We start from the raw sequence: 23,003 nt of genomic DNA on the forward strand, positions 1-23,003 counted from the left end.
AGTTCCGCGAGATGCTGCAATACAAGACGGCCCGCACCGGCCGCACCCTGGTCGTCATCGACCGCTGGTATCCCAGCTCGAAGACCTGCTCGAACCGTGGGCACCTGCTGCCCGAGCTGGACCTCGGGACACGCCACTGGACGTGCCCCGCCTGCCGCACCCGGCACGACCGGGACGTCAACGCGGCCAAGAACATCCTTGCGGCTGGACGAGCCGTAGCCGGGGAGAACCCCGGCGAAGCCTGTGGAGCTGATATGAGACAGCAAGGGTCCTCCCTTCTGCGATCGGCTGTGAAGCAGGAACCCCACACCGCGAGGCGTCCGGCGTAAGCCGGTTCGGCCGCAAGGCCGAAGGGAATCCCGGTCCTTTAGGACTCCGTTGGGTAACTCGCAAATCGGACAGCAGGGCTGCGCTGACCAAGCCGCTGACGGGGGCGCGACATCGACGATCATGCATTCCGTCCAGCCGGTTTGGTCGTTTACCAACGGAGTCCTTTAGGGCGGGGAGAAAGTCAAAGCACGACCTTTCGAGGGGGGACGGCGGTGCAGCAGCCCGCTGGTGCCGCCCGCGATGCCGACCGGATTGAGCACCGCGGTCAGGACCAGGGCGCAGGCCGCGATGAGCGTGTAGTAGTGGCCGAGGCCGAGGGTGGTGTTGAGCAGCGTGTAGAGCACCCCGAGCGGGGCGATCAGCCCGGCGATGAGTGCTCCGCTGATCCGGGTGATGCCGCCGACGTACGCCATGCAGAGCACGCTGAGCCCGACGATGACGTTGAACGACTCGACCGACAGCTGGGAACGGCTGTAGCCGATGAGGCACCCGCCGACACCGGCGAGGAACGCCGACAGCGCGAAACCGGCGAGCTTGACCCGGGCCACGTCGATGCCGGCGCTCGCGGCGGCACGCTCGTTGGACCGCACCGCCAGGAACGACCGGCCGCTGGAACCCGCCAGCAGCCGCACGACGGCCATGGCGAGCACACCGACGATGACCACTACGGTCGCCGCGAACGCCGACGTGGTCAGGTCGGTGCCGTCGCGTACCGCCAGGTCGAGGCCGAACAGGGTGGGCCCGTCGATGAGGTTGCCCTCGAAGGGGGTCAGCGCCGGGTTGGCGAAGGCGACCTGCTGCACGGCGACCGCACCGGCCAGGGTCACCACCGCCAACTGCGCGCCGCGTACCCGCAGCGCGGGGAGACCGACGATCACCCCGACCAGTGTCGCGACGCCGGCCGAGAGCAGCACCGACACCGGGAACGGCACGTTCCAGGCCATCGTGGCGCGGGACAGGACGAATCCGCCGGTGCCGGCGAACGCCATCGAGGCCAGCGAGATCTGTCCCAGGTAGCCGGTGAGCACCACCAGGGACAGGGCGATGAGGGCCATGATGATCGAGGTCACCACCCCGAACCGCCAACTGCCCTCGGTCAGCCCGATGGCGAGAGCGGCGGCCACCGTCAGCAGCGCGGCCGCCCGCCACGGCCGGCGGGGCAGCACGACGGCCGGCATGCGCATCGTGCCGAGCGTGCCCCGGGCCGGGATGCTGCGGCCCAGCACGACCAGCGCGACGACCACGATGACGAACGGCACGGCGTCGCCGAGACCGGCCTGAGCCCAGGCCGGCCAGCCGTCGGAGGTGCTCAACAGCAGAAGGATCGCCTGGAGGACGCCGATGGCCACCCCGGCCACGCACGCCACGATGATCGATGTGAGGCGGGCCAGCAGGGCGGCTGCCAGACCGGGCAGGACGTAGAACATGTACCCGATCGGATCGAGGCCGAGCGTGGGCGCGGCGAGGATCGCCACCAGCGACGTCGCCGCGCCCGTCAACAGCCAGACGGCGCCGGCCAGCCGGTCCGGCGACAGCCCGGTCAGCCGGGCGGCGAGCTCGTCCTCGGCGGCGGCGCGGGTCGCCACCCCCCACCGGGTGAACCGGAAGTAGGCCGACAGCGCCACGCCCACCGTCAGGGCTGTCGCCAGCAGGATCAGGTCGCTGACGTTGATCACCGTGCCGGCCACCGACAGGGTCCGGTCGGTGAGCAGCGGCGGGGCGAGCACACCGTCGGTCGAGAACCGCAGCGGCACCAGCGAGGCGATCGCCAGCATCAGCCCGACCGACGCCACCACCTGCGCCAGTGGCGGCGCGGTGCGCAACGGCCGGAACACCAGCAGATGCGCGGCGAACGCCAGCCCCGTCACGCTCAGCACCCCGAGCGCGACCGCGGGCCAGGCCGGCATCGGCTGCGACCCGAGCACGACGGAGCCGACGGGCAGCACCAGCGTCGCGCTGTCGCGCAGTTCCGCCACCACCCACACGCCCCACAGAGCCAGGGAACCCTGGGCGAAGTTCAGGACCCCGGTGGCGGCGTGCAGGGAGACGATGGACGCGGCGATCACGGCGTAGACCGCTCCGCCGGCGAAACCGAGCGTGATGAACAGCAGGACCTGATCCATGGAGCCCTCTACACCGCGCCGGGAATGGCGGCCAGAACCTGCGGGACCGGTGTGATCCAGGTGTCGGTGACGGGTTTGACGGTGCCGTCGGACTGCACGCTGAACAGCAGCATCTGCGTGGTGCAGTTCGGCGAGGTGGTGCTGCCGCAGGTGATGTTCGGGCCGAGGAAACTCGGGAAGTCCTTCAGGCCTTTGAGGGTCTTGAGCACTCCCGGGCCGGTCAGGTCGCTCTCCGGCGCGGCCGACATGGCTTTCGCGAACGTGACGAAGAGCGAGAACTCGCCGAAGGCGTAGTAACCGGGAACGCTGTCGGGAACGGCCTCGATGTACCGCTGGGCCAGTGCGAGGTCGCTCTGCACCTCCGGCGGCGCGTACCGCGAGGCGGCGGGCAGCCAGTTCGACGAGTACAGCGCCCCACCGGCGGCCTGCCGCGGCGCGCCCTTGATGTAGTCGGTGCACGCGGCGGTGAAGATCGTGCCCTGGTAGCGCTGCTGCCGCAGGGCCTTCACCAGCGCGGTGCACACCGCCTCGCTGGGTGCCGCGACCAGCCCGCCCACGTCCGGATTGTCCTGGGCGATCGCCGAGGCCACCGCGGTGAAGTTCGGGTTGGTCGGGGAGAAGTAGATGCCCTTGGCTTCGATGCCGAGCGTCTTGGCCAGCACCGGCAGCAGGTTGTCGATGGTCTGGTGCGACGACGGCGTGTCGACCAGCGCCAGCGTGACCGACTTCTTGCCCGCGCTCTGGAACGCTTGTAGGGCCCCGACGAGGAAGGACGCCTGCGGCGCCGCGAAGAACACCCGGTTCTCGGCCTTCGCGCCGGTCACCGAGTCGAACGGGATCATGCCGACGAGCGGGATCCCGGCCGCGGTGAGCGCGGGCAGGGCCGCGCTGGAGGACAGGTTGTAGCCGTCCATGACGGCCACCACCTGCTTCTCCACGAACGTGTTCGCGCAGGACTGAGCCCGTTCCGGCGTGGTGTCGGTGTCGCACGACACGAGCTCGACCGGATGGCCGTGAAGGCCGCCGAACTCGCCGTTGAGGTAGGACAGCGCCGCCCGGGCGCCGGTGGCGGCGCCCGGCTGGGGGACCGGCCCGCCGGACGGATTGAGGAAGCCCACCCGGATCGGTGGCTTGGTCAGCGCGGACGTGGCGGCCGGTCCGGCCGGTGCCGCGGCGTCGCCGCAGCCAGCGGCTGCCAGAGCGATCACCACCACGGCCAGGGTACGGAGGACAACCCGATGTCTATGCATGGCTCTCTCATCTCGAAGCGATTCCCGACTCGGTGACGTGCCGGTGAACGGGCCGGCGGGCGGCGGCCGCGGAGACGTCACCGTGGTCGGCGGCGTGCGGTGGGTGCCCAGGACGGCGCACCGCCGGACCGGTCCGAAGCCGGTCGGGCGGTACCGGAGGAGCGTGCGGCGCAACGGCCCGCGGCCGGACTTGTGGGCGGCCTCGCGGTGCTTCAACGCACTGTAAATCAGCAGTAACTTATTGGGAAGTCTGAAGCATCGTTCGGTGTCCGGACAGCGCTGGCGCCCCGCCTGAAAGTGCGCATACTTCCTGATAGTTGGGGATGCACCGACCGCGATGGAGCGCCAAGGCGGTCATGATCAACAGGTTACGGTGGATGTTAAGCGGCCGAAAGTCCGGTGATTCTCCATTAACAACGGCGGAATGTGCCGGGCCGGCGGCCGGCGGGGCCTAAGGTGTCGCCCATGCCGCACGGATGGGAATATCTCGATCTGATTGCGCGCGAGGCGGCGGCCGTCGATTTCGAACGCCCGCTGGTCGCCGCCCGCGCCGCCGGGCTGTCCGGGGCCGAGCTCGCCGAGCTGGAGCAGGCCAAGACCAAGGCGCTGCGGGTCCGGGCACTGCTGGAACACCGCCGCCGGCGCGAGGAGGAGGTGGAGCGGGCCGCCGCCGCGCACGAGCGGATGACCTCGGTGGTGTTGCGCGGCCGCAAGGTCGGCGACGTCGCCGCCGAGCTGGTGAACGTGCTGCCCGGGGCGCTGCTGGTGATCGACGCCGAGGGCCGGGCGCTGGCCACCGCGGCCAGTCCCGGCCGCGTGGCGCCGCCCGGGCCCGGCGACACGGCGGTGAGTGCGGCGGTGGCAGCCTCCCGGAGCGAAGGGCGCAGCGTCCGCCGGGGGGAACTGATCATCGCGGCGGTGGTGGCCGGCGCCGACGATCTGGGCGCTCTGGTGTTCCGGCCGGACCGGCCGCTGTCCGAGATGGATCAGCGCCTCGTGGAGTGCGCCGCCCAGATGACCGCCCTGCTGCTGCTGTTCCGGCGGACCGTCGCCGACGCCGAGGCCCAGGTCCGCGGCGACCTGCTCGACGAGCTGATCAGCCGCCCGGTACGCGACCCCGCCGCTGCCCACTCCCGGGCCGCACGTCTGGGACTCGACCTGGACGCCCCGTACGTCGTGGTTGCCGCCGGTGACGACACCGGCGACAGCCTCGGACAGCGCGCGATCTCGTGGGCGCGGACCATCGCGGCCACCCGCCGCGGGCTGGCCCTGACCCGCGACGACCGGATCGCCCTACTGCTACCCGGCGACGATCCGGCCGACACCGCCCGGCTGGTCGCCCGCGAGCTGAGCCGGACGGCCACCCGGCCGGTCACCGCGGGCGGCGCCGGACCGTTCCGGGGCGCCGCCGCGGTCGCGCCCGCCCACCGCGAAGCCGGCCGCTGCCTGAGCGCACTGATCACCCTCGGCCGTGCCGGCACCGGGGCAGGCACGGCCGAACTCGGCTACGTCGGCCTGCTGCTCGCCGACCGGCGCGACGTCACCGGCTTCGTGCAGACCCTGGCCGGGCCGGTGATCGACTACGACGCCCGCCGGGGCACCGCCCTGATCCGCACCCTGGAGGCGTACTTCGACGCCGGCGGCGCCTTGGTCCGGGCCGCCGAGGCGCTGCACGTGCACGTCAACACGGTCACCCAGCGGCTGGAACGGGTGACCCAACTGCTCGGCGACGGCTGGGACGAACCACGCCGCGTCCTCGACCTGCAACTGGCGCTGCGCCTGCACCGGCTGCGCGGCCCACTCCGCACCGCCGACTGACGTCGAGCCGGCCCAGGGGCCGCCGGCCCGGCTCAACGCGCGAAACGCTCCCGGCGGACCGTCGGGCGCCGGCCCCGGATGGTCGCCCGCTGCATGGCCGCGATGACCCGCTCGGCGGCCGGCTCCGGAACCTCCACCAGGGAGAACCGGTCGGTGATCTGAATGGCGCCGATCTCCCGCGAATGCAGGCCCGACTCGCCGGCGATGGCCCCGACCAGATCCTGCGGGCGGACCCCGGCGCGACGGCCGATACCGAAGAACAACCGGGCCACCCGGGCGTTGTCGCGCTTGCCGCCACCCACCCGCCCGTCGCGTGCCGGCGCCTTACGGCCCTCCGGCGGCAGCGCCGGCGTCGGGATGTCGTCCTCGTCACGGTCGCCGCCGGCCGCCTCGTGCAGCAGCTTCACCGCCGCGAGCGCGATGTTCTCCACATCGAACTCGTCGGTCAGCGACTCCAGCACGACCCGGAACCGTTCCAGATCGTCGGTCTCCAGGCTCGCCTGCAACGCCGTACGCGTCACCTCGAGCCGCCGCGCCCGCAGATCGGTGACCGTCGGCAGCTTCTCCAGGGTGATGCGCTGCCCGGTGAGCCGCTCGATCGCCTTGAGCATCCGCTGCTCACGCGGCTCGGCCAGAGTGATCGCGGAACCCTCGCGCCCGGCCCGGCCCACCCGGCCGATGCGATGCACATACGCCTCCGGCGCCACCGGCACGTTGAAGTTGATGACGTGAGTCAACTGCTCCACGTCCAGCCCGCGCGCCGCCACGTCCGTCGCGACCAGAAGCTCGGTGCTGCCGCCGCGCAGCCGGCCCATCACCCGGTCGCGCTGATCCTGGCTCATGCCGCCGTGCAGCGCCTCCGCCCGGTAGCCACGCCCGTTCAGCGTCTCGGTGACCTGGTCGACCTCCTCCCGGGTCCGGCAGAAGACGATCGCCGCCGTCGGCGCCTCCACGTCCAGGATCCGCGCCAGCGCGGCCGTCCGGTGCGCCCGGGCGACGATGTAGGCGCTCTGCCGGACCAGCGGCATCTCACCCGGCTCGACAGCCGTGCGGCCCATCGTGATGCGCGTCGGGTTCCGCAGATGACGGCGCGCGATGCCGTCGATACGCGGCGGCATCGTCGCGGAGAACAGCACCGTCTGCCGGGTCTCCGGCGTCTCGGCCAGGATCGCCTCGATGTCCTCGGCGAACCCCATGTCCAGCATCTCGTCGGCCTCGTCCAGCACGACCGTCCGGATGTCGCCGAGGCGCAGCGTCTCCCGCTCGATGTGGTCGAGCACCCGTCCGGGCGTGCCGACGACGACGTCAACCCCTCGGCTCAGCACCTGCAACTGGCGGCCGATCGGCTGTCCGCCATACACCGGCAGCACCCGGACACCCAGGTCACGGCCGTACCGATGAACCGCCTGCGACACCTGCTCGGCCAGCTCACGAGTCGGCACCAGCACCAGCGCCGACGGGCCCGCGCCCCGCCCGCCGGGCTCGAGGCCCTGCAGAACGGGCAGGGCGAAGGCGGCGGTCTTGCCCGTGCCGGTGGCCGCCTGCCCGACCAGGTCGTGCCCGGCGATCAGCGGTGGTATCGCCTCCAGCTGGATGGGTGTGGGTTCCTCATAGCCGAGATTGGTCAACGCACGGAGCAGTTCCGCCCGCAACCCCAGTCCGGCGAAACCCGCTTCGGACTCAGACGGATCACGTTCCATCCCTGAACCATATTGCAGAGCCGACCAGGACCCATCGGTACGGGGCGAAGCTCACGGTCCGCGGCCCCGCGACGTTCAGAACGGGGCCGGGGTGTCCGACTTGCGGTAGAAGGAGATCTCCGGCGGTCCTTCGACGCCGGCCGGCGGCCTCCTCGACGGCGTGCGGACGGCTGTTGAGCGCCAACCGAATGACCGGCGGTGCCGACGACGGCTGAATGTCAGCGGCGGCACCTGCTCGGCGTACTGATGGCTGATGCCTCGTTTCCTGCCCTCGGGACAGCTCGGTACGGCTCCGTTCGGGTGATGCCGCGGTGGCGGTGGCGGTCCACGATGGTGTGATGACGCGACAGGGGCAGCGGCGTGGATGGATTGCCGCGGGCGGGGTGCTGCTGGTGGCCGGGGTGATCGGGTTCCTGGCCGTGCAGCCTCTGGATGACGCGGACAGCTGGGGCAGTGTGCTGTCCGCGATCGCGGCGGTGGCCGGCCTGGTGGTCGGCGTGGTGGGCCTGGTCGGGGCGCGGCAGAGTTCGGGGCATGGCGGGCAGTCGGTGTCCGGCTCGACGGTCGGTGGCGGGGTACGCCAGATCCGCGGGGTCGGCGGCAGCGTCCGGATCGGTTCGGCCGGTACCGTGCCCGCCGGGCTCGGGCCGGGGACTCCGGCTGTGACCGGCGCCGGGACCGACGGCGATGATGACGACGGTGCCGGTGGTGGGCAGTCGGTGGATCGGTCACAGATCGGGGGGTCGGTCGATCAGATCGATCAGGTTCGTGGTGATGTCGAGTTCGGCCGGTGAGCGCCTGGTGGCGGCCGGGCCCGGCGCCACGGCAGTCCGTGGCCGGCAGTGTGGTCTTCGGCGATGTCGTCCAGATCACGGGTGTCGGCGGAGACGTCACGATCATCAGCAGGCAGCCGCCGCCGTACCGGGTGGTGCCGGTTGAGGTACGGCCTGTGCAGGTCCGCGTGGGACAGGCGCGGGCGCAGCCGTCCCGGTTGTTGCTGGCCCGGCATCAGATCGTGCCGTTCACCGGTCGGCAGCACACCCTGAAAGCTTTGGCCGACTGGTCGCATGCCGCCGAGCCGGTCGCCGCCCGGTTGATCCACGCCACCGGTGGGCAGGGTAAGACCCGGTTGGCCGGCCACGTCGGTGCGACAGCCGCGGCGCACGGATGGGCGGTGTGGCAGGTCGCCCACACCCCGACCCCGGTTCCGGGCTCCGGCACGGGTCCGGGTCTGGGTGTGGATGCGGCCGGCGAGTCCACGGTCGCGGTGCCGGCGGGGGCGCTGCTGGTGGTGGTCGACTACGCCGACCGGTGGCCCGCTTCGGCGCTGTTGGCCCTGTTCGCCCAGCTGAACGGTTTGCACCACACGGTCGGGGTGCGGGTACGGGTGCTGTTGCTGGCCCGTTCGGAGGGCTATTGGTGGCCGGCGGTCGCGGACCGGGCCGACAGTGATCTCGATATCGACACCGACCAGATGTCCCTGCCGGCGCTGGCGGCCGACAGTGACGACGACCGGCCGGCACTGTTCGCCACCGCTGCCGAGCGGTTCGCCGCCGCCATGAACGTCACGGGTTCCGCGGGCGGGTGGCCGGTGCCCTCGTTGTCCGGTCCCGGTTACGGGCAGGTCCTCGCCATCCACATGGCGGCGCTGGCCACCGTCGACGCCTACCGGCACGGTGAGCGGGCGCCGACCGATCCGGCCGGGTTGTCGGCGTATCTGTTGCGCCGGGAACAGGCTTACTGGCAGCACCTGCACACCCGTACCGAGGCGCCGGTGCGGACCCGGCCCGGGCTGATGCACCGGGTCGTGTTCACCGCGACCCTGACCGGTGCCCTGCCCCGGGCTACCGCCGGGCAGGCGCTGGCCTGTGCCGGGTTCACCGACACCGGGAACCCCACCGACCGCATCATCGACGACCACACCGTCTGCTATCCGCCCGCCGACGCCCGTATGGTGTTCGAGCCGGTCCACCCGGACCGGCTCGGTGAAGACCTGATCGCCCTGACGATCCCGGGTGGCCCGAACACCGGGGCCCGGCTGGCCCGCGACTGGGCACCCGACACCGTCACCCGGCTGCTCACCACCGGGCTGCCGCAACCGCCGGTATGGACGCCCGCCGCGGTCACCGTGCTGGTCGAGGCCGCCCACCGCTGGCCGCACCTGGCCGAACAGGTGCTGTACCCACTGATCCGCACCCACCCCCGGAGCGTGATCGCCGCAGGGGGTGCCACCCTCACCCGGCTGACCGGCATCAGAGACCTCGACCCCAGCATCCTGGAACCACTCGAACCGCTACTGCCCGACGACCGGCACATCGACCTCGACATCGCCGCCGCCGCGATCACCACCACTCTCACCCGGCACCGGCTGGCCCACACCACCGACCCCGCCGAACAAGCCCGCCTGCACGCCCTCCACGCCTTCCGGCTCGCCAACGCCGGCCGCCACGACGAGGCCCTGGCCCCCAGCCAGCAAGCCGTCACCATCCGCCGGCAACTCGCCGACACCAACCCCGCCGCCTACCTGCCCTACCTCGCCGCGTCGTTGAACAACCTCGGCAACCGGCTGTCGGAGCTGGGCCGCCGCGACGAGGCCCTGGGCCCCAGCCAGCAAGCCGTCACCATCCGCCGGCAACTCGCCGACGCCAACCCCGCCGCCCACCTGCCCGACCTCGCCATGTCGTTGAACAACCTCGGCGCCATGCTGTCGGCGCTGGGCCGCCGCGACGAGGCCCTGGCGCCCAGCCAGGAAGCCACCGACCTGTACCGGCAACTCGCCGCCGCCTACCTGCCCGACCTCGCCACGTCGTTGAACAACCTCGGCATCCTGCTGTCGGCGCTGGGCCGCCGCGACGAGGCCCTGGCGCCCAGCCAGGAAGCCACCGACCTGTACCGGCAACTCGCCGCCGCCAACCCCGCCGCCTACCTCCCCGACCTCGCCATGTCGTTGAACAACCTCGGCATCCTGCTGTCGGAGCTGGGCCGCCGCGACGAGGCTCTGGCGCCCAGCCAGGAAGCCGTCGACCTGTACCGGCAACTCGCCGCCGCCAATCCCGCCGCCTACCTGCCCGACCTCGCGATGTCGTTGAACAACCTCGGCGCCATGCTGTCGGAGCTGGGCCGCCGCGACGAGGCTCTGGCGCCCAGCCAGGAAGCCGTCACCATCCGCCGGCAACTGGCCGCCGCCAATCCCGCCGCCTACCTGTCCGACCTCGCCGCGTCGTTGAACAACCTCGGCATCCTGCTGTCGGCGCTGGGCCGCCGCGACGAGGCTCTGGCGCCCAGCCAGGAAGCCGTCGACCTGTACCGGCAACTCGCCGCCGCCAATCCCGCCGCCTACCTGCCCGATCTCGCCGCGTCGTTGAACAACCTCGGCAACCGGCTGTCGGCGCTGGGCCGCCGCGACGAAGCCCTGGCGCCCAGCCAGGAAGCCGTCACCATCCGCCGGCAACTGGCCGACACCAACCCCGCCGCCTACCTGCCCTACCTCGCGATGGCGTTGAACAACCTCGGCATCTGGCTGTCGGCGCTGGGCCGTCGCGACGAGGCTTTGGCGCCCAGCCAGGAAGCCGTCGACCTGTACCGGCAGCTCGCCGACGCCAATCCCGCCGCCTACCTGTCCGACCTTGCGATGGCGTTGAACAACCTCGGCATCCTGCTGTCGGAGCTGGGCCGTCGCGACGAGGCTTTGGCGCCCAGCCAGGAAGCCGTCGACCTGTACCGGCAACTCGCCGACGCCAATCCCGCCGCCTACCTCCCCGACCTCGCCAGGTCGCTGTGGGCGTACGCGTGGGTGTGCGTGAACGTGAAGGCCAACTATGACCAGGCCCTGGAGTCGGTCACCGAGGCGATCAGCCTCTATAAGCCCCTGGCCGAGCGAGTGCCAGCCGTGTTCGTCGGGCAACTGCTTGCGGCGTACCGAACCCTCGCCGACGTGCTGGACGGTCTCGGCCGGGCGGACGAAGCCGCGGACCTACGCCGACAACTCGACGAGATGACCGGTGCTGAGCCAGCGGACCGGTAGCGGTCGTCTTCGGGAAGGTCCCTTTCGTGGAGGCAACCGAGCACTACAACCTCCGCTATCGCGACTGTGGAAGAGGCACGCCGCCGCCGGCGACTCCGGTCTGGATTCGCCTACGCTGCCCGGATGCAACTGGATCTCGTCGCCCTGATCGTGGACGAGTACGACCCGGCCATCGCGTTCTTCACCGGCGTGCTCGGGTTCGACCTCGTCGAGGACACGCCGTCGCTGACCAACGACGGCCGGCCGAAACGGTGGGTGGTGGTCCGACCTCCGGGGGCGCAGACCGGGCTGCTGCTCGCCCGCGCCGACGGGGAGCGGCAGAGCGCGGCGGTCGGCGATCAGACGGCCGGCCGGGTCGGGTTCTTCCTGCGGGTGGACGACTTCGACGCCGCTCACCGGCGGATGGTCGAGGCCGGTGTGACCTTCGTGCGGGAGCCGCGCACCGAACCGTACGGGAGGGTCGCGGTCTTCCTCGACATCGCCGGCAACCGGTGGGACCTGCTCGGCGGGCTCCCGCAGGACTGACGCGTTCCGGTCATGGCTGGGGGCGCTTCTTCAGCGTGGGCAGGCGTACGCCGTACGCGATCAGCCATGTCACCCAGAGTGACAACCCGGTGAGGCCGAGCGTCGTGGAGGATGCTCGCCGCCCCGCCGGAATAGGGTTTGTGGTGCCGCTGTCGGCCGACGGCGGACCGGCCACGAAGGAGACCAGATGAGCACCGCAGCCGCCGTCATCCCCGACGACCTCCGCGACCTGCTGGAACGGCCGCTCTTCGCGGACCTGGCGACCGTCAGGGAAGACGGCACCCCCCAGAACAACCCCATGTGGTACGCCTGGGACGGCGAGTTCATCCGGTTCACCCACACGAACTTCCGGCGCAAGTTCAAGAACATCACGGCCAACCCGGCGGTGGCGATCTCGATCATCGACCCGGAGAACCCGTACCGCTACATCGAGATCCGCGGCGTCGTGGACCGCATCGAGCCGGACCCGACCGGCGCGTTCTTCGTCGAGCTGGCCAAACGCTACGACGCCCCGTTCGGCACGGACACCCCCAAGGACGCGCCCGACCGTGTCGTCCTGGTGGTCCGGCCCACCGCCATCGGCAGGCACTGAAGCCGGCGGCCCGTCACGTCATGGGCGATTTCACCGCGACACTGCCACGGAAACGGATGGGCGCCGGGGTCCTGTTCCTCGATTCTGCGGGGCGGGCGCTGCTGGTCGAACCGGCCTACAAACCGGACTGGGAGATCCCCGGCGGCGCCGTCGAGGCGGACGAATCCCCGCGGGCGGCCGCCGTCCGGGAGCTGAGGGAGGAACTCGGACTGTCCACCCCGGTCGGCCGCCTCCTGGTGACCGACTGGGTGCCACCCCGCGACGGCCGTACCGAAGGACTGATGCTCGTCTTCGACGGCGGAATCCTGACCCCGGAACAGACCGCGGCCATCATCGTGCCCCCGGCCGAGTTGCGCGGCTGGTCCTGGTGCACCGCCGCCGAGACCGAGGCGCGACTGTCACCGCAGCTGGCCCGCCGCGTCGCGGCCGCGATCTCCGCCCGCTCCGAGGGCGCCTCCCGCTACCTGGAGAACGGCCTCACCTGCTGAAACCCCTTTCTTGTACGCGTGAGAGCAGCACCCGCCATCGCGGCGGCCGGCCTCCTGCCCACTCCCGGCCGTCCCCCGCCGCCGCCTCATGTGCCCGGGCCCGGGCCGACGGCTCACCGGCGCTGCCGTGCGGCCACCCCGGCGACGGCCGCGGTCACGGCCCGCGGCCGTCGCCGTCCACTCACCGGAGCGGGTGGTCACTTCGCGGGATGAGGTCAGCCGCAGGAATGAGAGGGGAGATCGCCCCATGGCCCGATGACGGAATTCCGGGCCGCTGGCTAGAGTCGGCCGGGATCGGGGCGGGAGAGGACGGCAGCGTGCAGAGGTGGCTTCCGCATCTCGGGGACGGGCTCCTCGCGGCGGCGATCTTCGCGCTGAGCGTGTGGGCGCTGGTCGTCGGCGCCCCCGGCTGCGACTGCCAGGTGACCTGGTGGGCCTATGTCGCGGCGGCCGGGCAGACGCTGCCGGTGGCGGCCCGGCGAGTGGCCCCGTTCGAGGTCAACCTGGTGGTGGCGCCGAGCGCGATCATCGCGGCGATGGCGGCGTGGCCGGCGCTACCGGCGCCGCTCGGGCCGTTGATCGCGATTCACGCCGCGGCCGCCTACGCCCACCGGTGGCAGGCCGTGATCGTGCTGGCCGGGGCGCTGGTCGCTGTTCCGGGCGCGCTGCTCACCCGGGAGAGCGGGACGGACGGGGTCGAGGGACTGCACACCGTGCTGATCGTGGTGATCGCCTGGCTGCTCGGCTTCCTCACCCGCTACCGGCGCAGCGCCCTGGAGGAGGCCCGGCGGCGGGAGGAGACGCTGCGCAGGCTCCGTGACGCGGAGGCGGCCGGCGCGGTCGCGGCCGAGCGGCAGCGGATCGCCCGGGAGATGCACGACCTGCTCAGCCACTCGGTCAGCGGGATGGTGGTGCTCGCCGAGGGCGGCGCCGCGGCGGCCGAGGCGGGGCGCGGCGGCACGGGGAAGACGTTCGACAGCATCGCCGAGCGCGGCCGCCGCACCCTGTCCGAGCTGCGGGCCATGCTCGGCGTCCTCCGCGCGCCCGCCGATCCGGGCGAACTGAGCCCGCTGCCGGGCCTCGCCGACCTGCCCGCGCTGATCGAGGAGACACGCCGGGCCGGTGTCGCGGTCACCCTGGACGGGCCGCCGTCCGGCGACACACCGGAACCAGGGCCGCCGTCCGGCGACGATCCGGCCGCCGGGCTGGCGGTCTACCGGATCGTGCAGGAGTCACTCACCAACGCGGTGAAACACGCTCCGGGCGCGCCGGTCACCGTCACCGTCACCCCTGCCGAGCGACTTCTCACGGTACGGGTGACGAATCCCCTCCCTCCCGGAAGCCCACGCGGGTCCGGCCACGGGCTGCGCAACATGGGGGAGCGGGCGGCCGGCGTCGGAGGCACTCTGCGCGCCGGCCCGGACGGGAACTGTTGGATCGTGGACCTGCGGGTTCCGGTCGGGGAGCGTGGCGCATGACGATCCGGGTCGTGGTCGTCGACGACGAGGAACTGGTGAGGACCGGGCTGCGGCTGATCCTCGAGTCACAGGACGACTTCGAGGTGGTCGCCGAGGCAGGTGACGGGCGGGCCGCCGCCGACCTGGCCGAACGGCACGGACCGGACGTCGTGCTGATGGACGTGCGGATGCCGGTCCTCGACGGGGTCGCCGCCACGGCCGAGGTGCTGCGCCGTTCACCCGCCTCCAAGGTGATCATCCTGACCACGTTCGACCTGGACGAGTACGTGTTCGACGGTCTGCGCGCCGGGGCCAGCGGCTTCCTGCTCAAGGACGCCCCTCGCGGTGACCTGGTGCGCGCCGTCCGTGAGGTGGCGGCGGGCCGGTCGCTGCTGTCGCCGGTCGCCGCCCACAAACTGGTCGCCGAGTTCGTGCGCACCTCCGGCCGGGGCAGGCGGGCAGCCGTCCCACCGGGTCTCGGCGGTCTGAGCGCCCGCGAGCGTGAGGTGCTCGAACTGTTGGCCCGAGGGCTGAACAACGCCGAGATCGCCGCCACGCTGGTGGTCTCCGAACACACCGTGAAGACCCATGTCGGCGCGGTCCTGGCCAAACTCGGTCTCCGCGATCGGGTCCAGGCCGTCGTCTACGCCCACCGGCACGGGGTCGTCGACCCGGCCGCCGACTGACCGCAGGCCGCGGCACCGGACCGCGAGGACCAGCCGGTCACCGGGAAGGGCCAGGCCGGGGACCGTTCTCCGGGGCGAGGCCCGCGCCGAACGCGATGCCTACCGTCGGTCTGCATGCGAATGACGTCGAGTGCGCGTACCAGGGTGTGGCTGTGGGCTGTTCTGGTGGGATGGCTCACCGCGGTGGTGGTGCTGTGGCCGGCCGCGCAGCGGATGGGCGAGGGGGAGACCGACCGGGCGAGCGTCGAGCTGGCGTCCGGCAAGGACAGCACCGTGGTCAGGGAGGTTCTGGACGCGGCCGGTGACGACCACGACGAGAGCGTGGTGCTGCTGCTGACCCGTCCGGGTGGGCTCACCGCCGCCGACCGGGAGTGGTTCGGGGCGGTGCGCCGGGATCTGGCCGGGCGGCCGTACGTGCTGGGCGAGCCGGCCGAGTCCGCGGACGGGGCGGCGATTCTGCTGCCGATGACGTTCCACGATCCGGAGGACATGGTCGCGGGCGTCCGGGCCGCCGCGGTTCGGCCGCCGGCGGGCGCGACCGCGCAGGTCACCGGTCCGGCGGCGATCGAGGTGGACGCCGACGACATCGAGGCCGGCACCGACGGGCGGCTGCTCGCCGCGACCGCCCTGGTCGTCGTGGCGCTGTTGCTGCTCACCTACCGCAGTCCGGTGCTGTGGCTGCTGCCGCTGCTGTCCGTCGGTGCGGCGCTGGTGCTGTCGCAGGCGCTGATCACCGGCTTCGCGGAACTGGGCGGCGAGTACTCGGGCCTCACCGGCAAGATCCTGACCGTGCTGGTGTTCGGGGTCGGCACCGACTACGCCCTGTTGCTGGTGGCCCGCTACCGGGAGGAGCTGACCCGGCATGCCGCACCGCACCGGGCGATGCGGGAGGCGCTGCGGCGTACCGCGGGGACCGTCACGGCCGCGGCGGCGACCGTGATCGGTGGAGTGCTGTGCCTGATGCTGGCGTCGGTGCCGGAGACCCGGGCGCTCGGCCCGACCCTGGCGCTCGCCGTCGCGGCGACCGCCGTGGTGATGCTGACCCTCCTCCCAGCGCTGCTGGTCTGCTGCGGGCGGTGGATCTTCTGGCCGCGCATCCCACGGCCGGACGCTGTCTCCGCCTCGGCGCGGCTGTGGGAGCGGGTGGCGTCGGCGGTGGCCGCCCGTCCGGTGCGGGCCATGCTGATCAGCGCGCTGCTCCTGCTCAGCCTCGGGCAGGGGATCGGGGCGCTGCAATGGGGCCTCGACCCGGTACAGCAGTTCCGGACGCCGCCCGAGTCGGTGGCCGGCCTGCGGACTGCGGGCGAGCACTTCCCGGCCGACGGCGTCGACCCGCTCGTGATGATCGCACCCCCGGCCGACGCGGCCCGGGCCCGGGAGATCCTCGCGGCGCAGCCGGGTGTGCGAGCGGTGGAGGCCACCACGCACCAGTCCGGCTACCTGATCCATGAGGTACGCGTGGACGCGCCCCCGTTCACCCGTACCGCCCGGGACGCGGTGGCGGACCTGCGGGCGGCGCTGTCCGCCGCCGGTTCTCCCGCGCTGCTCGGCGGCGCGGCGGCCGAGACCCTGGACAGCGGCGACGCCGCCCGCCGGGACCTGCTGGCCGTCGGCCCGGCGATCCTCGCGGTGATCGCCCTGGTCCTGCTGGCCATGCTGCGTAGCGTACGGCTGACGGCGGGCCTGCTCGGCGCCGTGCTGCTGACCGCCCTGTCGGCGGCCGGCATCACCGTCGCGGCCGGCCGTTACGTCTTCGACTTCGCCGGCCTGGACGCCCGTATCCCGTTGTTCGCCTTGGTGTTCGTGATCGCGGTCGGCGTCGACTACAGCATCTTCCTGCTGCAGCGCTACCGGGAGGAGAAGCGGGAGCACGACCCGGTGACGGCGATGCGCCGGGCGACGGCCGCGACCGGCGGTGTGGTGACCAGCGCCGGAGTGGTGCTGGCCGCGACGTTCCTGGTGCTGACCACGTTGCCGCTGGTGGCGCTCACCCAACTGGGCTTGGCGGTAGCGGCGGGAATCCTGTTGGACACGTTCGTGGTGCGGACGGTGCTGATGCCGGCGCTGGTGATCCGGATGGACCGCCCGGCCGTCGCGCCCGTGGTGGATCGACCGCTGGCGCCGATCGGCTGAGGCGGTCGGGCGCAAGTGCGGCGGCGGGGCGTGACCCGGCGCTCCGATCCGGCTGTCGCTTCACCGACGAACCCGGCCCGGATGGGTCCATCCGGGCCGGGTTCGTCGGTGACTGTCAGGAGTGGTTCGCCGACAACGAGGCCTCCCGGCCGGGGCTGCCGGACCGCACCGGGCGGTCGTCGAGGACGAAGACGGCGGCCAGATCCGGCGTCGCCTCGATGATGAACCCCAGCGCCTGCTCCTCGCTCATGTCCGGCGACTCGTAATGGCGCGCCCCGGCCGCCGTCGCCACACCCACCGTCATCCGGCCGCCCCAGCGCTGGAAGATCGACTGCTGGACCGTCCAGCCGATCACCGCGCGGCGCTGCAGGGCGACCGTGCGGCGGTGCCGGATGCCGCGGCGGACCACCAGATAGGCGCCGTCGACCGCGTGGCCCAGGGAACGGTAGGCGACCACCGCGAGTGGAAGCGTCACCGGGATCAGCGCCAGCGGCAGCAGCCACCAGCGGCCGGGCAGGACGCCGGTCAGCGTGAACACCAGCATGGCGGCGGACAGCAGCGCCGGACCGTAGACGGCCTGGCCGAGACGCCGGGTCAGGGCACCGCGCGGATGCCCGGTGAGTGGGACCTCCAACGGGCGGGCGCCGTCGGGCAGGATCTTCGCCGCCAGGTCGTGGGCCTCGGCCAGGCGGATCCGGGGCAGCACGTCACCGCCGGCCGCCTCGCCCGAGGACGCGCCCAGGCCGGTGGACAGGATCTTCGTGCGGGCCAGGTGGAGCCAGCGCCACACCAGCGGCTCGTCGACGGCGATGCCGCGCATCCGGGCGTCGGTGCGCTGCACCGTGCGGGTGTTGAGCAGGCCGCGGCGGGTCACCAGGGCGGTGTCCGGCGCCAGCCCGGTGCGGACCAGTTCGAACCGCCAGTTCTCCAGCAGAAACGCGACTGTCGTCACGGCGACCCCGAGGGGGTACGCGAGAAGCAGCGCCAAGGCGATGTTGGCCACCGGCCCGCGGCCTTCCCAGCCGAGCAGGTCGCGTCCCAGCTCCGGCAGGTCTACGCCGAGCGCCCGCAGTGGCCAGTTCAGCGCGAACAGCGGCCCGGCGATCGCGAACACCGCCCAGACCGACACCACGTTCAGCGGAATCCACGATCGGCGCAGCCTGGTGATGACGGTCTCTTCCGGCCACTCCGTCTCTATCGGCCACTTCGTCTCGGCCGATTTTTCCGTCTCGGCCGACCTCTCCGCCCCCGCAGGAACGAGCCCAGCGGTGGCCGCGGCCCGGTCAGCCGGGCCGGAGCCGGCTGTGGCGTGGGCGGCCGGGGCGGGGTCGGCTGTTGCGGGGTCGGCCATGGCGGGGTTGGCTGTTGCGGGGTCGGCCATGGCGGGGTTGGCGGTTGCGGGTGCGGCCGCGTCGGGGTCGGCTGTGGCGTGGGCGGCCGGGCCGGGGGCGGCTGTGGCGGGGTCGGCTGTGGCGTGGGCGGCCGGGCCGGGGGCGGCTGTGGCGGGGGCGGCCGCGCCGGCGTTGGCCGCAGCGCGGGCCGCCGAGGACAGGCCGGGCATCAGCTCCCGCTGGACCAGGGCGGCGTGCCGATGGTCCAGAGCGTCCAGCTTGAACGGCGACTCCGACTCGCCCGAGCCGATCTGCACCGTCCGCAGCCCGAGCAGCCGCTGAAGGAACCGGGCCGAACTGTCCACGCTGCGAATCCGGTCCCGGGCCACCATGCGGTGCTTGCGCGACAGCCAGCCGGTGCGCATCTCCACCCGCTCCGGCGTGATCCGGTACCGGGTGGTCTGCCAGCGCCGCAGATCGAGCAGCGCGGTCAACAGGCCACCGCACGCACCGGCCACCAGCGCCCACACCGGGTCGTCGCTCACCACGATGCCCAGATAGCCGGTGGCCAGCGAGATCACCACCCGGATCAGATCGAGGTAGACGACCCGTACGCTGAGCCGCCGCCACTCCTGCTCCGTGGTCACGTGGCGTCACCGGGAGTCATGCCGGTCACCTCACGCAACCGGTCCACCGTCTCCGCGGCGATCGTCGCGTCCACCCCCTCGATGGTGATCTTCCCTTCCGAGGAGGCGGTCGTCACAGTGATCGTGGCCAGGCCCAGCCAGCGCTGCAACAATCCGATCTCGGTGTCGATGCTCTGGATCCGGGAGATCGGCACCACCTTCCACTCCCGGGTCAGCCAGCCGGAGAGCGCGTAGACCGCGTCGTCGGTGGCCTCCCAGCGATGTGTGCGGTACCGGGCATAGGGCATCACCGCGATGTTGACCGCGTAGACCACGGCGACGATCAGGATCACCGGTGTCAGATAGGGGCGGGTGCTTTCCGCGTACGCCCAGATCGCGGTCAGGGTGCCCAGCACGCCGATGGACCAGACGACGGCCTGAAGCGTCCGCCAGGTGATGAACCGGCGGTCGAGCCGCCGCCGCGGCGGGCGCAGGGTGAGTGATGCCTCCATGCGCCCATGGTGACCGAGCGTGTCGAGCCTGGCCGGTCAGCTCCCGGCAGGGTCCTCTTCCTGGCAGGAGATACAGAGCGAACCGCTCACCGGCCCGCGTGAACGGCGGATCCCGGAACAGCTCGGACAGCGCTTCGGTGTGCTGTGGCCCGATCGGCTCCAGTCGCGGCCGCTCGGTGAACCGGATCGTCACCACGGCCACTCGGCGCGCAGAACCGCGAGATCCCCATCCGGGTACACGACGAACACATCGTCACCGCTGTCGTCGAAGACCAGTTGCGGACCGCCGATTGTGGCCAGCCGGCGGACCGCGGCCAGCACCCCGGCGCAGTCCGGCTTACGGAACGACAGGCCCACCACCAGACGGCCGGGCTCCGACATCGCGGAACGGTCCCTGCCGTCGTCGAAGTGCAGGCCGACCTCGCCGACGTAGCGGAAGCCCGGGCGCTCCGGCAGCGGCTCGTCCACACCGTCGACCTGGAACCAGGCCTCCCCGTGGCAGCGCGCCTCGCGCAGGGCGGTCACCACCTGCTCGACCGTGGGCAGCGGCCGACGGGCGGGTGGCCGGTCGGGCAGGCCGCGTCTGAACTCGGCTCGTGCGGCCCACTCGGCCATCCCGTCCTCGGTCAGCGCGTGCACCGGCACGGCGTGCAGGGACCAGCTCACGTCAGGCGCGCTCGACGGAGGCGCCGGCGCGGATCGCCCGGGGAATCTCGGCCACCTCGTCGACCCGGGCCAGCAGGGCGGCCAGCGCCTCATCCGTGGCGGGGGAGCGGATCTCCACCTGGTAGGAGATGCCCCGCGACGTCCAGGTGCCGGTGTCGTACCCACCGGAGGCGCGCACGCGGACACCATCGATCTGGATCTTGAAGTTGATCGCCTCACGGTAGACGTCGTTGAGGACACAACCGGCCGCGGCCAGATGCAGCAGGTGAGCCCCGGTGAAGTCGGCCTCGACCGTGACGCCCTCAGCGGTCCAGCGATGCGGAAAGCGGACCACCCGCTCGTCCTCCGCCCGCAGCGCCCCCGCCCCCACGACCACCTCGAACGTCTCCACCAGTGATGTCTACCACGCCTGGTCGTGGCCGGTCGGCAGCGAAGACGTACCTGGACCGTCAGGTCGGTCGCCCCGGTTTCCGTCATGAGCCGATTCTCGCCGCCCCGACCGGGCCGCGCATTGAGGCTTCCCTTCGCCCGGGATGAGGCCGGCCGGGTGGGGTTAACACCACCATCGGCCGGGAGTCTGCCCCATCGTGCCGGGGCGCGGATCGCGAAAGGCTTGACCACGTCGAACAGGGCGGGGGAGGACCGATGAGGATGTCAGAAGCTCATGTGATCAGCCGGCGGGCCGTGCTCGGCGGAGCGGCCGCGGCAGCCGCCGGGGCATGGCTCACGTCGACCGAGGCGGCTTCCGCCACCGACATGGGCGCCATGGCGGTGGAGGAGGAGGCCACCAGGCTCGACACCGCGCTGATCGAGCTGCGGCGCGACCTGCACGCCCATCCGGAGCTGTCCGGTCAGGAGCAGCGCACGGCCGGGGTGGTCGCAGCGCGCCTGCGAGCGGCCGGGCTGCACGTCACGACCGGCGTCGGCGGACACGGGGTCGTCGGCGTCCTGGACGGTGCTCGCCCGGGGCGCACGGTGGCGTACCGGGCGGACATGGACGCGGTCGGCCCGAGGGACCAGATGGGTGGCGGCACGGGCCCGGCTCACCTGTGCGGCCACGACATCCACACCGCCGTCGGCGTGGGAATCGCCCAGGTGCTGTCCCGGCTGCGCGAACGGCTGCACGGACGGGTGGTGTTCCTGTTCCAGCCGGCCGAGGAGAGCCTGACCGGCGCCGCCGCGATGCTCACCGACGGTGTCCTCACCACGACGCGCCCCGCCGAGATCCACGCGCTGCACTGCTGGCCGATCCCGGTCGGCCGCTTCGCGGTCACCTCCGGCTTCGGAATGCCCGGGCAGGACCGCGGCCTGATCACCCTCACCGGCAAGGATGCCGCGGCGCGCGCCGAGCGGTTGGCCGAGAGCATCAACCGGATCGGTACGGTGCGGCGCCCCTCCACCCCGGCCGACCTGGAGCAGTTGATGGCCGACCTGCAGACCCCGGACGGCCCGCTGGCCCGGTTCGTCTTCGTGCAGGCGCAGGCCTCCGAAGGGACCGTGCGGGTGTCGTCCCGGTGCTGGCCGGAGCACCGCTACACCGACGTCCGGGCCGAGATCGGCCGCCGGGCCAGGGCCGTGGGGCCGGCCACGGTGGACTTCCCGGCCGATCCGTTCCCGGCGATGATCGCGCCACCACGTGAGGGCCGGGCGCTGGAGCGCCATCTGCGGCGCACCCTGGGCGCCGAGCGGGTGACGGCGCTGCACGCGGCTGTCCCGTTCAGCGGGGAGGACTACGCGCTGTTCCTCGACCGTCTCCCCGGCACCTACACGCTCCTGGGCGTGCGCCCGCCCGACACGAGCATCGAGAACAGCTACCCGCACTTCGGCACGTTCCGGCCCGACGAGCGGGCGATCGGCCACGGTGTCCGCGCCATGGCAGGGTGGCTGCTCACCCGCACCCGTGGCCGCTCCTGAGGCAGCGGACGTCAGCGCCGGAGGCCGGCGCGCGGCTCCGTCGAAGCCGGAGGGTCAAGGGCGGAAGCTGGCGCGGTATTCGGTCGGGCTTCGGGTGGTCAGCTCTCGGAAAGCGGCGTTGAAGGCCGACAGCGAGGTGTATCCGACGGCGTAGGCGATCTTCGTGACCGGGGTGTCACCGGCGGCCAGTTCCTCGATGGCTCGCAGGATCCGCATCCGGCGCAGGACGGCACGCCAGGTCATGCCGCACTCGTCCGCGAAGCGGCGGGCCAGCGAGCGTGGGGCCAGACCGACCTCGGCGGCCAGTTCCTCGAACGTGATCGGGTCGGCCAGGCGTTGTCCGGTCAGGTGCAGGGCCCGGCGGAGTTCGGGGGAGCGGCCGGACGGGACCACCACGGGGCTCGGCTGCTCGGCGAGTCTCCATGCCACGGCGGCGAGGGCGGTGAGCAGGCTCTCGGCGTACCGGGACGGGGGTTGATCCTCGGTGGCGCAGAGGCCGCACTCGGCGACCAGCGCGCGGGACAACGGGGTCAGGTCGAAGACCGTCAACGGTGCCGGAGGCGCCGGGACGAAATCGGTGTCGAACAGCACCGAGGAGGTGGTGACCGGTTGCGGAATGCTGATCCGGATGGGGCGGCCCGCCTCGATGAGGGCGGCCCGGGCCGGCGGGAGGAGCCAGGTGGCGCCCTCCGCCTCGAGACGGAGGGCGCCGGTCGAGGCGCAGAGCAGATAGTGCCGGCCGACCTGGAAGTCGCTCGCCGGGGTGGCCGGAAACGACCGGACGAAGCTGTACGCGCGGCGGTTCACGAGCCACCTTCGGAGGCTGAT

19 protein-coding genes are annotated in these 23,003 nt (G+C 72.3%); 11 read left to right on the forward strand and 8 right to left on the reverse strand.

Translation table 11 applies throughout. The features are described 5' to 3' along the window. On the forward strand, positions 1-329 hold a 329-nt coding region (locus AB0I88_RS26880; RefSeq protein ID WP_361030177.1), incomplete at its 5' end, for a zinc ribbon domain-containing protein. Positions 330-494: 165 nt separating this feature from the next. Here AB0I88_RS26880 and AB0I88_RS26885 read toward each other — a convergent pair. Then, positions 495-2,453: an ABC transporter permease gene (locus AB0I88_RS26885; RefSeq protein WP_361030180.1), complete on the reverse strand. Its 1,959-nt coding sequence runs from the start codon at positions 2,451-2,453 to the stop codon at positions 495-497. Between the two features lie 8 nt (positions 2,454-2,461). Further along, the gene (locus tag AB0I88_RS26890) at positions 2,462-3,664 is read right to left on the reverse strand and encodes an ABC transporter substrate-binding protein (RefSeq protein WP_361030183.1); all 1,203 of its coding nucleotides are present in this window, start codon (positions 3,662-3,664) and stop codon (positions 2,462-2,464) included. 504 nt (positions 3,665-4,168) lie between these two features. On the opposite strand from AB0I88_RS26890, the gene AB0I88_RS26895 reads away from it, so the two are divergent. Further along, positions 4,169-5,521 carry a helix-turn-helix domain-containing protein gene (locus AB0I88_RS26895; RefSeq protein WP_361030186.1) on the forward strand — a complete coding sequence of 451 codons (1,353 nt, stop codon included), beginning with the start codon at positions 4,169-4,171 and terminating at the stop codon, positions 5,519-5,521. 32 nt (positions 5,522-5,553) lie between these two features. On the opposite strand, the gene AB0I88_RS26900 is transcribed toward AB0I88_RS26895, so the two are convergent. Then, complete coding sequence (locus AB0I88_RS26900) at positions 5,554-7,221, reverse strand: DEAD/DEAH box helicase (protein ID WP_361030189.1); 1,668 nt, start codon at positions 7,219-7,221, stop codon at positions 5,554-5,556. A gap of 338 nt (positions 7,222-7,559) precedes the next feature. On the opposite strand from AB0I88_RS26900, the gene AB0I88_RS26905 reads away from it, so the two are divergent. From AB0I88_RS26905 to AB0I88_RS26940, 8 genes are all read left to right on the forward strand, one after another. Continuing rightward, on the forward strand, positions 7,560-8,015 hold the full coding sequence (locus AB0I88_RS26905; RefSeq protein WP_361030192.1) for a hypothetical protein: 456 nt from the start codon (positions 7,560-7,562) through the stop codon (positions 8,013-8,015). Continuing rightward, complete coding sequence (locus AB0I88_RS26910; protein WP_361030195.1) at positions 8,012-11,245, forward strand: tetratricopeptide repeat protein; 3,234 nt, start codon at positions 8,012-8,014, stop codon at positions 11,243-11,245. Before AB0I88_RS26905 ends, AB0I88_RS26910 begins: the two co-directional genes overlap by 4 nt. Positions 11,246-11,368: 123 nt before the next feature. Further along, positions 11,369-11,770, forward strand: a complete 402-nt coding sequence (locus AB0I88_RS26915; RefSeq protein WP_361030198.1) for a VOC family protein — start codon at positions 11,369-11,371, stop codon at positions 11,768-11,770. 187 nt (positions 11,771-11,957) lie between these two features. After that, complete coding sequence (locus AB0I88_RS26920) at positions 11,958-12,362, forward strand: PPOX class F420-dependent oxidoreductase (protein ID WP_361030201.1); 405 nt, start codon at positions 11,958-11,960, stop codon at positions 12,360-12,362. 20 nt (positions 12,363-12,382) lie between these two features. Further along, positions 12,383-12,850 (forward strand): NUDIX hydrolase, encoded by a 468-nt coding sequence (locus tag AB0I88_RS26925; RefSeq protein ID WP_361030204.1) that lies wholly within the window; start codon positions 12,383-12,385, stop codon positions 12,848-12,850. A gap of 317 nt (positions 12,851-13,167) precedes the next feature. Then, positions 13,168-14,328: a histidine kinase gene (locus AB0I88_RS26930; RefSeq protein WP_361030207.1), complete on the forward strand. Its 1,161-nt coding sequence runs from the start codon at positions 13,168-13,170 to the stop codon at positions 14,326-14,328. After that, positions 14,325-14,993: a response regulator transcription factor gene (locus tag AB0I88_RS26935; RefSeq protein ID WP_361030210.1), complete on the forward strand. Its 669-nt coding sequence runs from the start codon at positions 14,325-14,327 to the stop codon at positions 14,991-14,993. Before AB0I88_RS26930 ends, AB0I88_RS26935 begins: the two co-directional genes overlap by 4 nt. Positions 14,994-15,107: 114 nt before the next feature. Then, the gene (locus tag AB0I88_RS26940; RefSeq protein WP_361030213.1) at positions 15,108-17,126 is read left to right on the forward strand and encodes an MMPL family transporter; all 2,019 of its coding nucleotides are present in this window, start codon (positions 15,108-15,110) and stop codon (positions 17,124-17,126) included. Between the two features lie 115 nt (positions 17,127-17,241). Here the strand turns inward: AB0I88_RS26940 and AB0I88_RS26945 are convergent, their stop codons facing one another. From AB0I88_RS26945 to AB0I88_RS26960, 4 genes are all read right to left on the reverse strand, one after another. Beyond that, on the reverse strand, positions 17,242-19,104 hold the full coding sequence (locus tag AB0I88_RS26945) for a PH domain-containing protein (RefSeq protein WP_361030216.1): 1,863 nt from the start codon (positions 19,102-19,104) through the stop codon (positions 17,242-17,244). After that, positions 19,101-19,595, reverse strand: coding sequence for a PH domain-containing protein (locus AB0I88_RS26950; RefSeq protein WP_361030219.1), 495 nt, complete (start codon positions 19,593-19,595; stop codon positions 19,101-19,103). The genes AB0I88_RS26945 and AB0I88_RS26950 overlap by 4 nt, the downstream gene beginning before the upstream one ends. Before the next feature lie 189 nt (positions 19,596-19,784). Beyond that, the gene (locus tag AB0I88_RS26955; protein ID WP_361030221.1) at positions 19,785-20,261 is read right to left on the reverse strand and encodes a hypothetical protein; all 477 of its coding nucleotides are present in this window, start codon (positions 20,259-20,261) and stop codon (positions 19,785-19,787) included. 1 nt (position 20,262) lies between these two features. Next, a complete protein-coding gene (locus AB0I88_RS26960; RefSeq protein ID WP_361030224.1) occupies positions 20,263-20,652 on the reverse strand; it encodes an OsmC family protein in 390 nt (129 codons plus the stop codon). A 254-nt stretch (positions 20,653-20,906) separates the two neighbouring features. Between AB0I88_RS26960 and AB0I88_RS26965 the strand changes: the two genes are divergently transcribed. Then, entirely contained in the window at positions 20,907-22,175 is a 1,269-nt protein-coding gene (locus AB0I88_RS26965) for an amidohydrolase (protein WP_361030227.1), read from the forward strand. A gap of 54 nt (positions 22,176-22,229) precedes the next feature. Here the strand turns inward: AB0I88_RS26965 and AB0I88_RS26970 are convergent, their stop codons facing one another. Next, positions 22,230-22,982, reverse strand: coding sequence for an AraC family transcriptional regulator (locus AB0I88_RS26970; protein ID WP_361030230.1), 753 nt, complete (start codon positions 22,980-22,982; stop codon positions 22,230-22,232). Positions 22,983-23,003: the final 21 nt, after the last annotated feature.

This window comes from Actinoplanes sp. NPDC049802, from assembly GCF_040656595.1.
GTDB lineage: Bacteria > Actinomycetota > Actinomycetes > Mycobacteriales > Micromonosporaceae > Actinoplanes.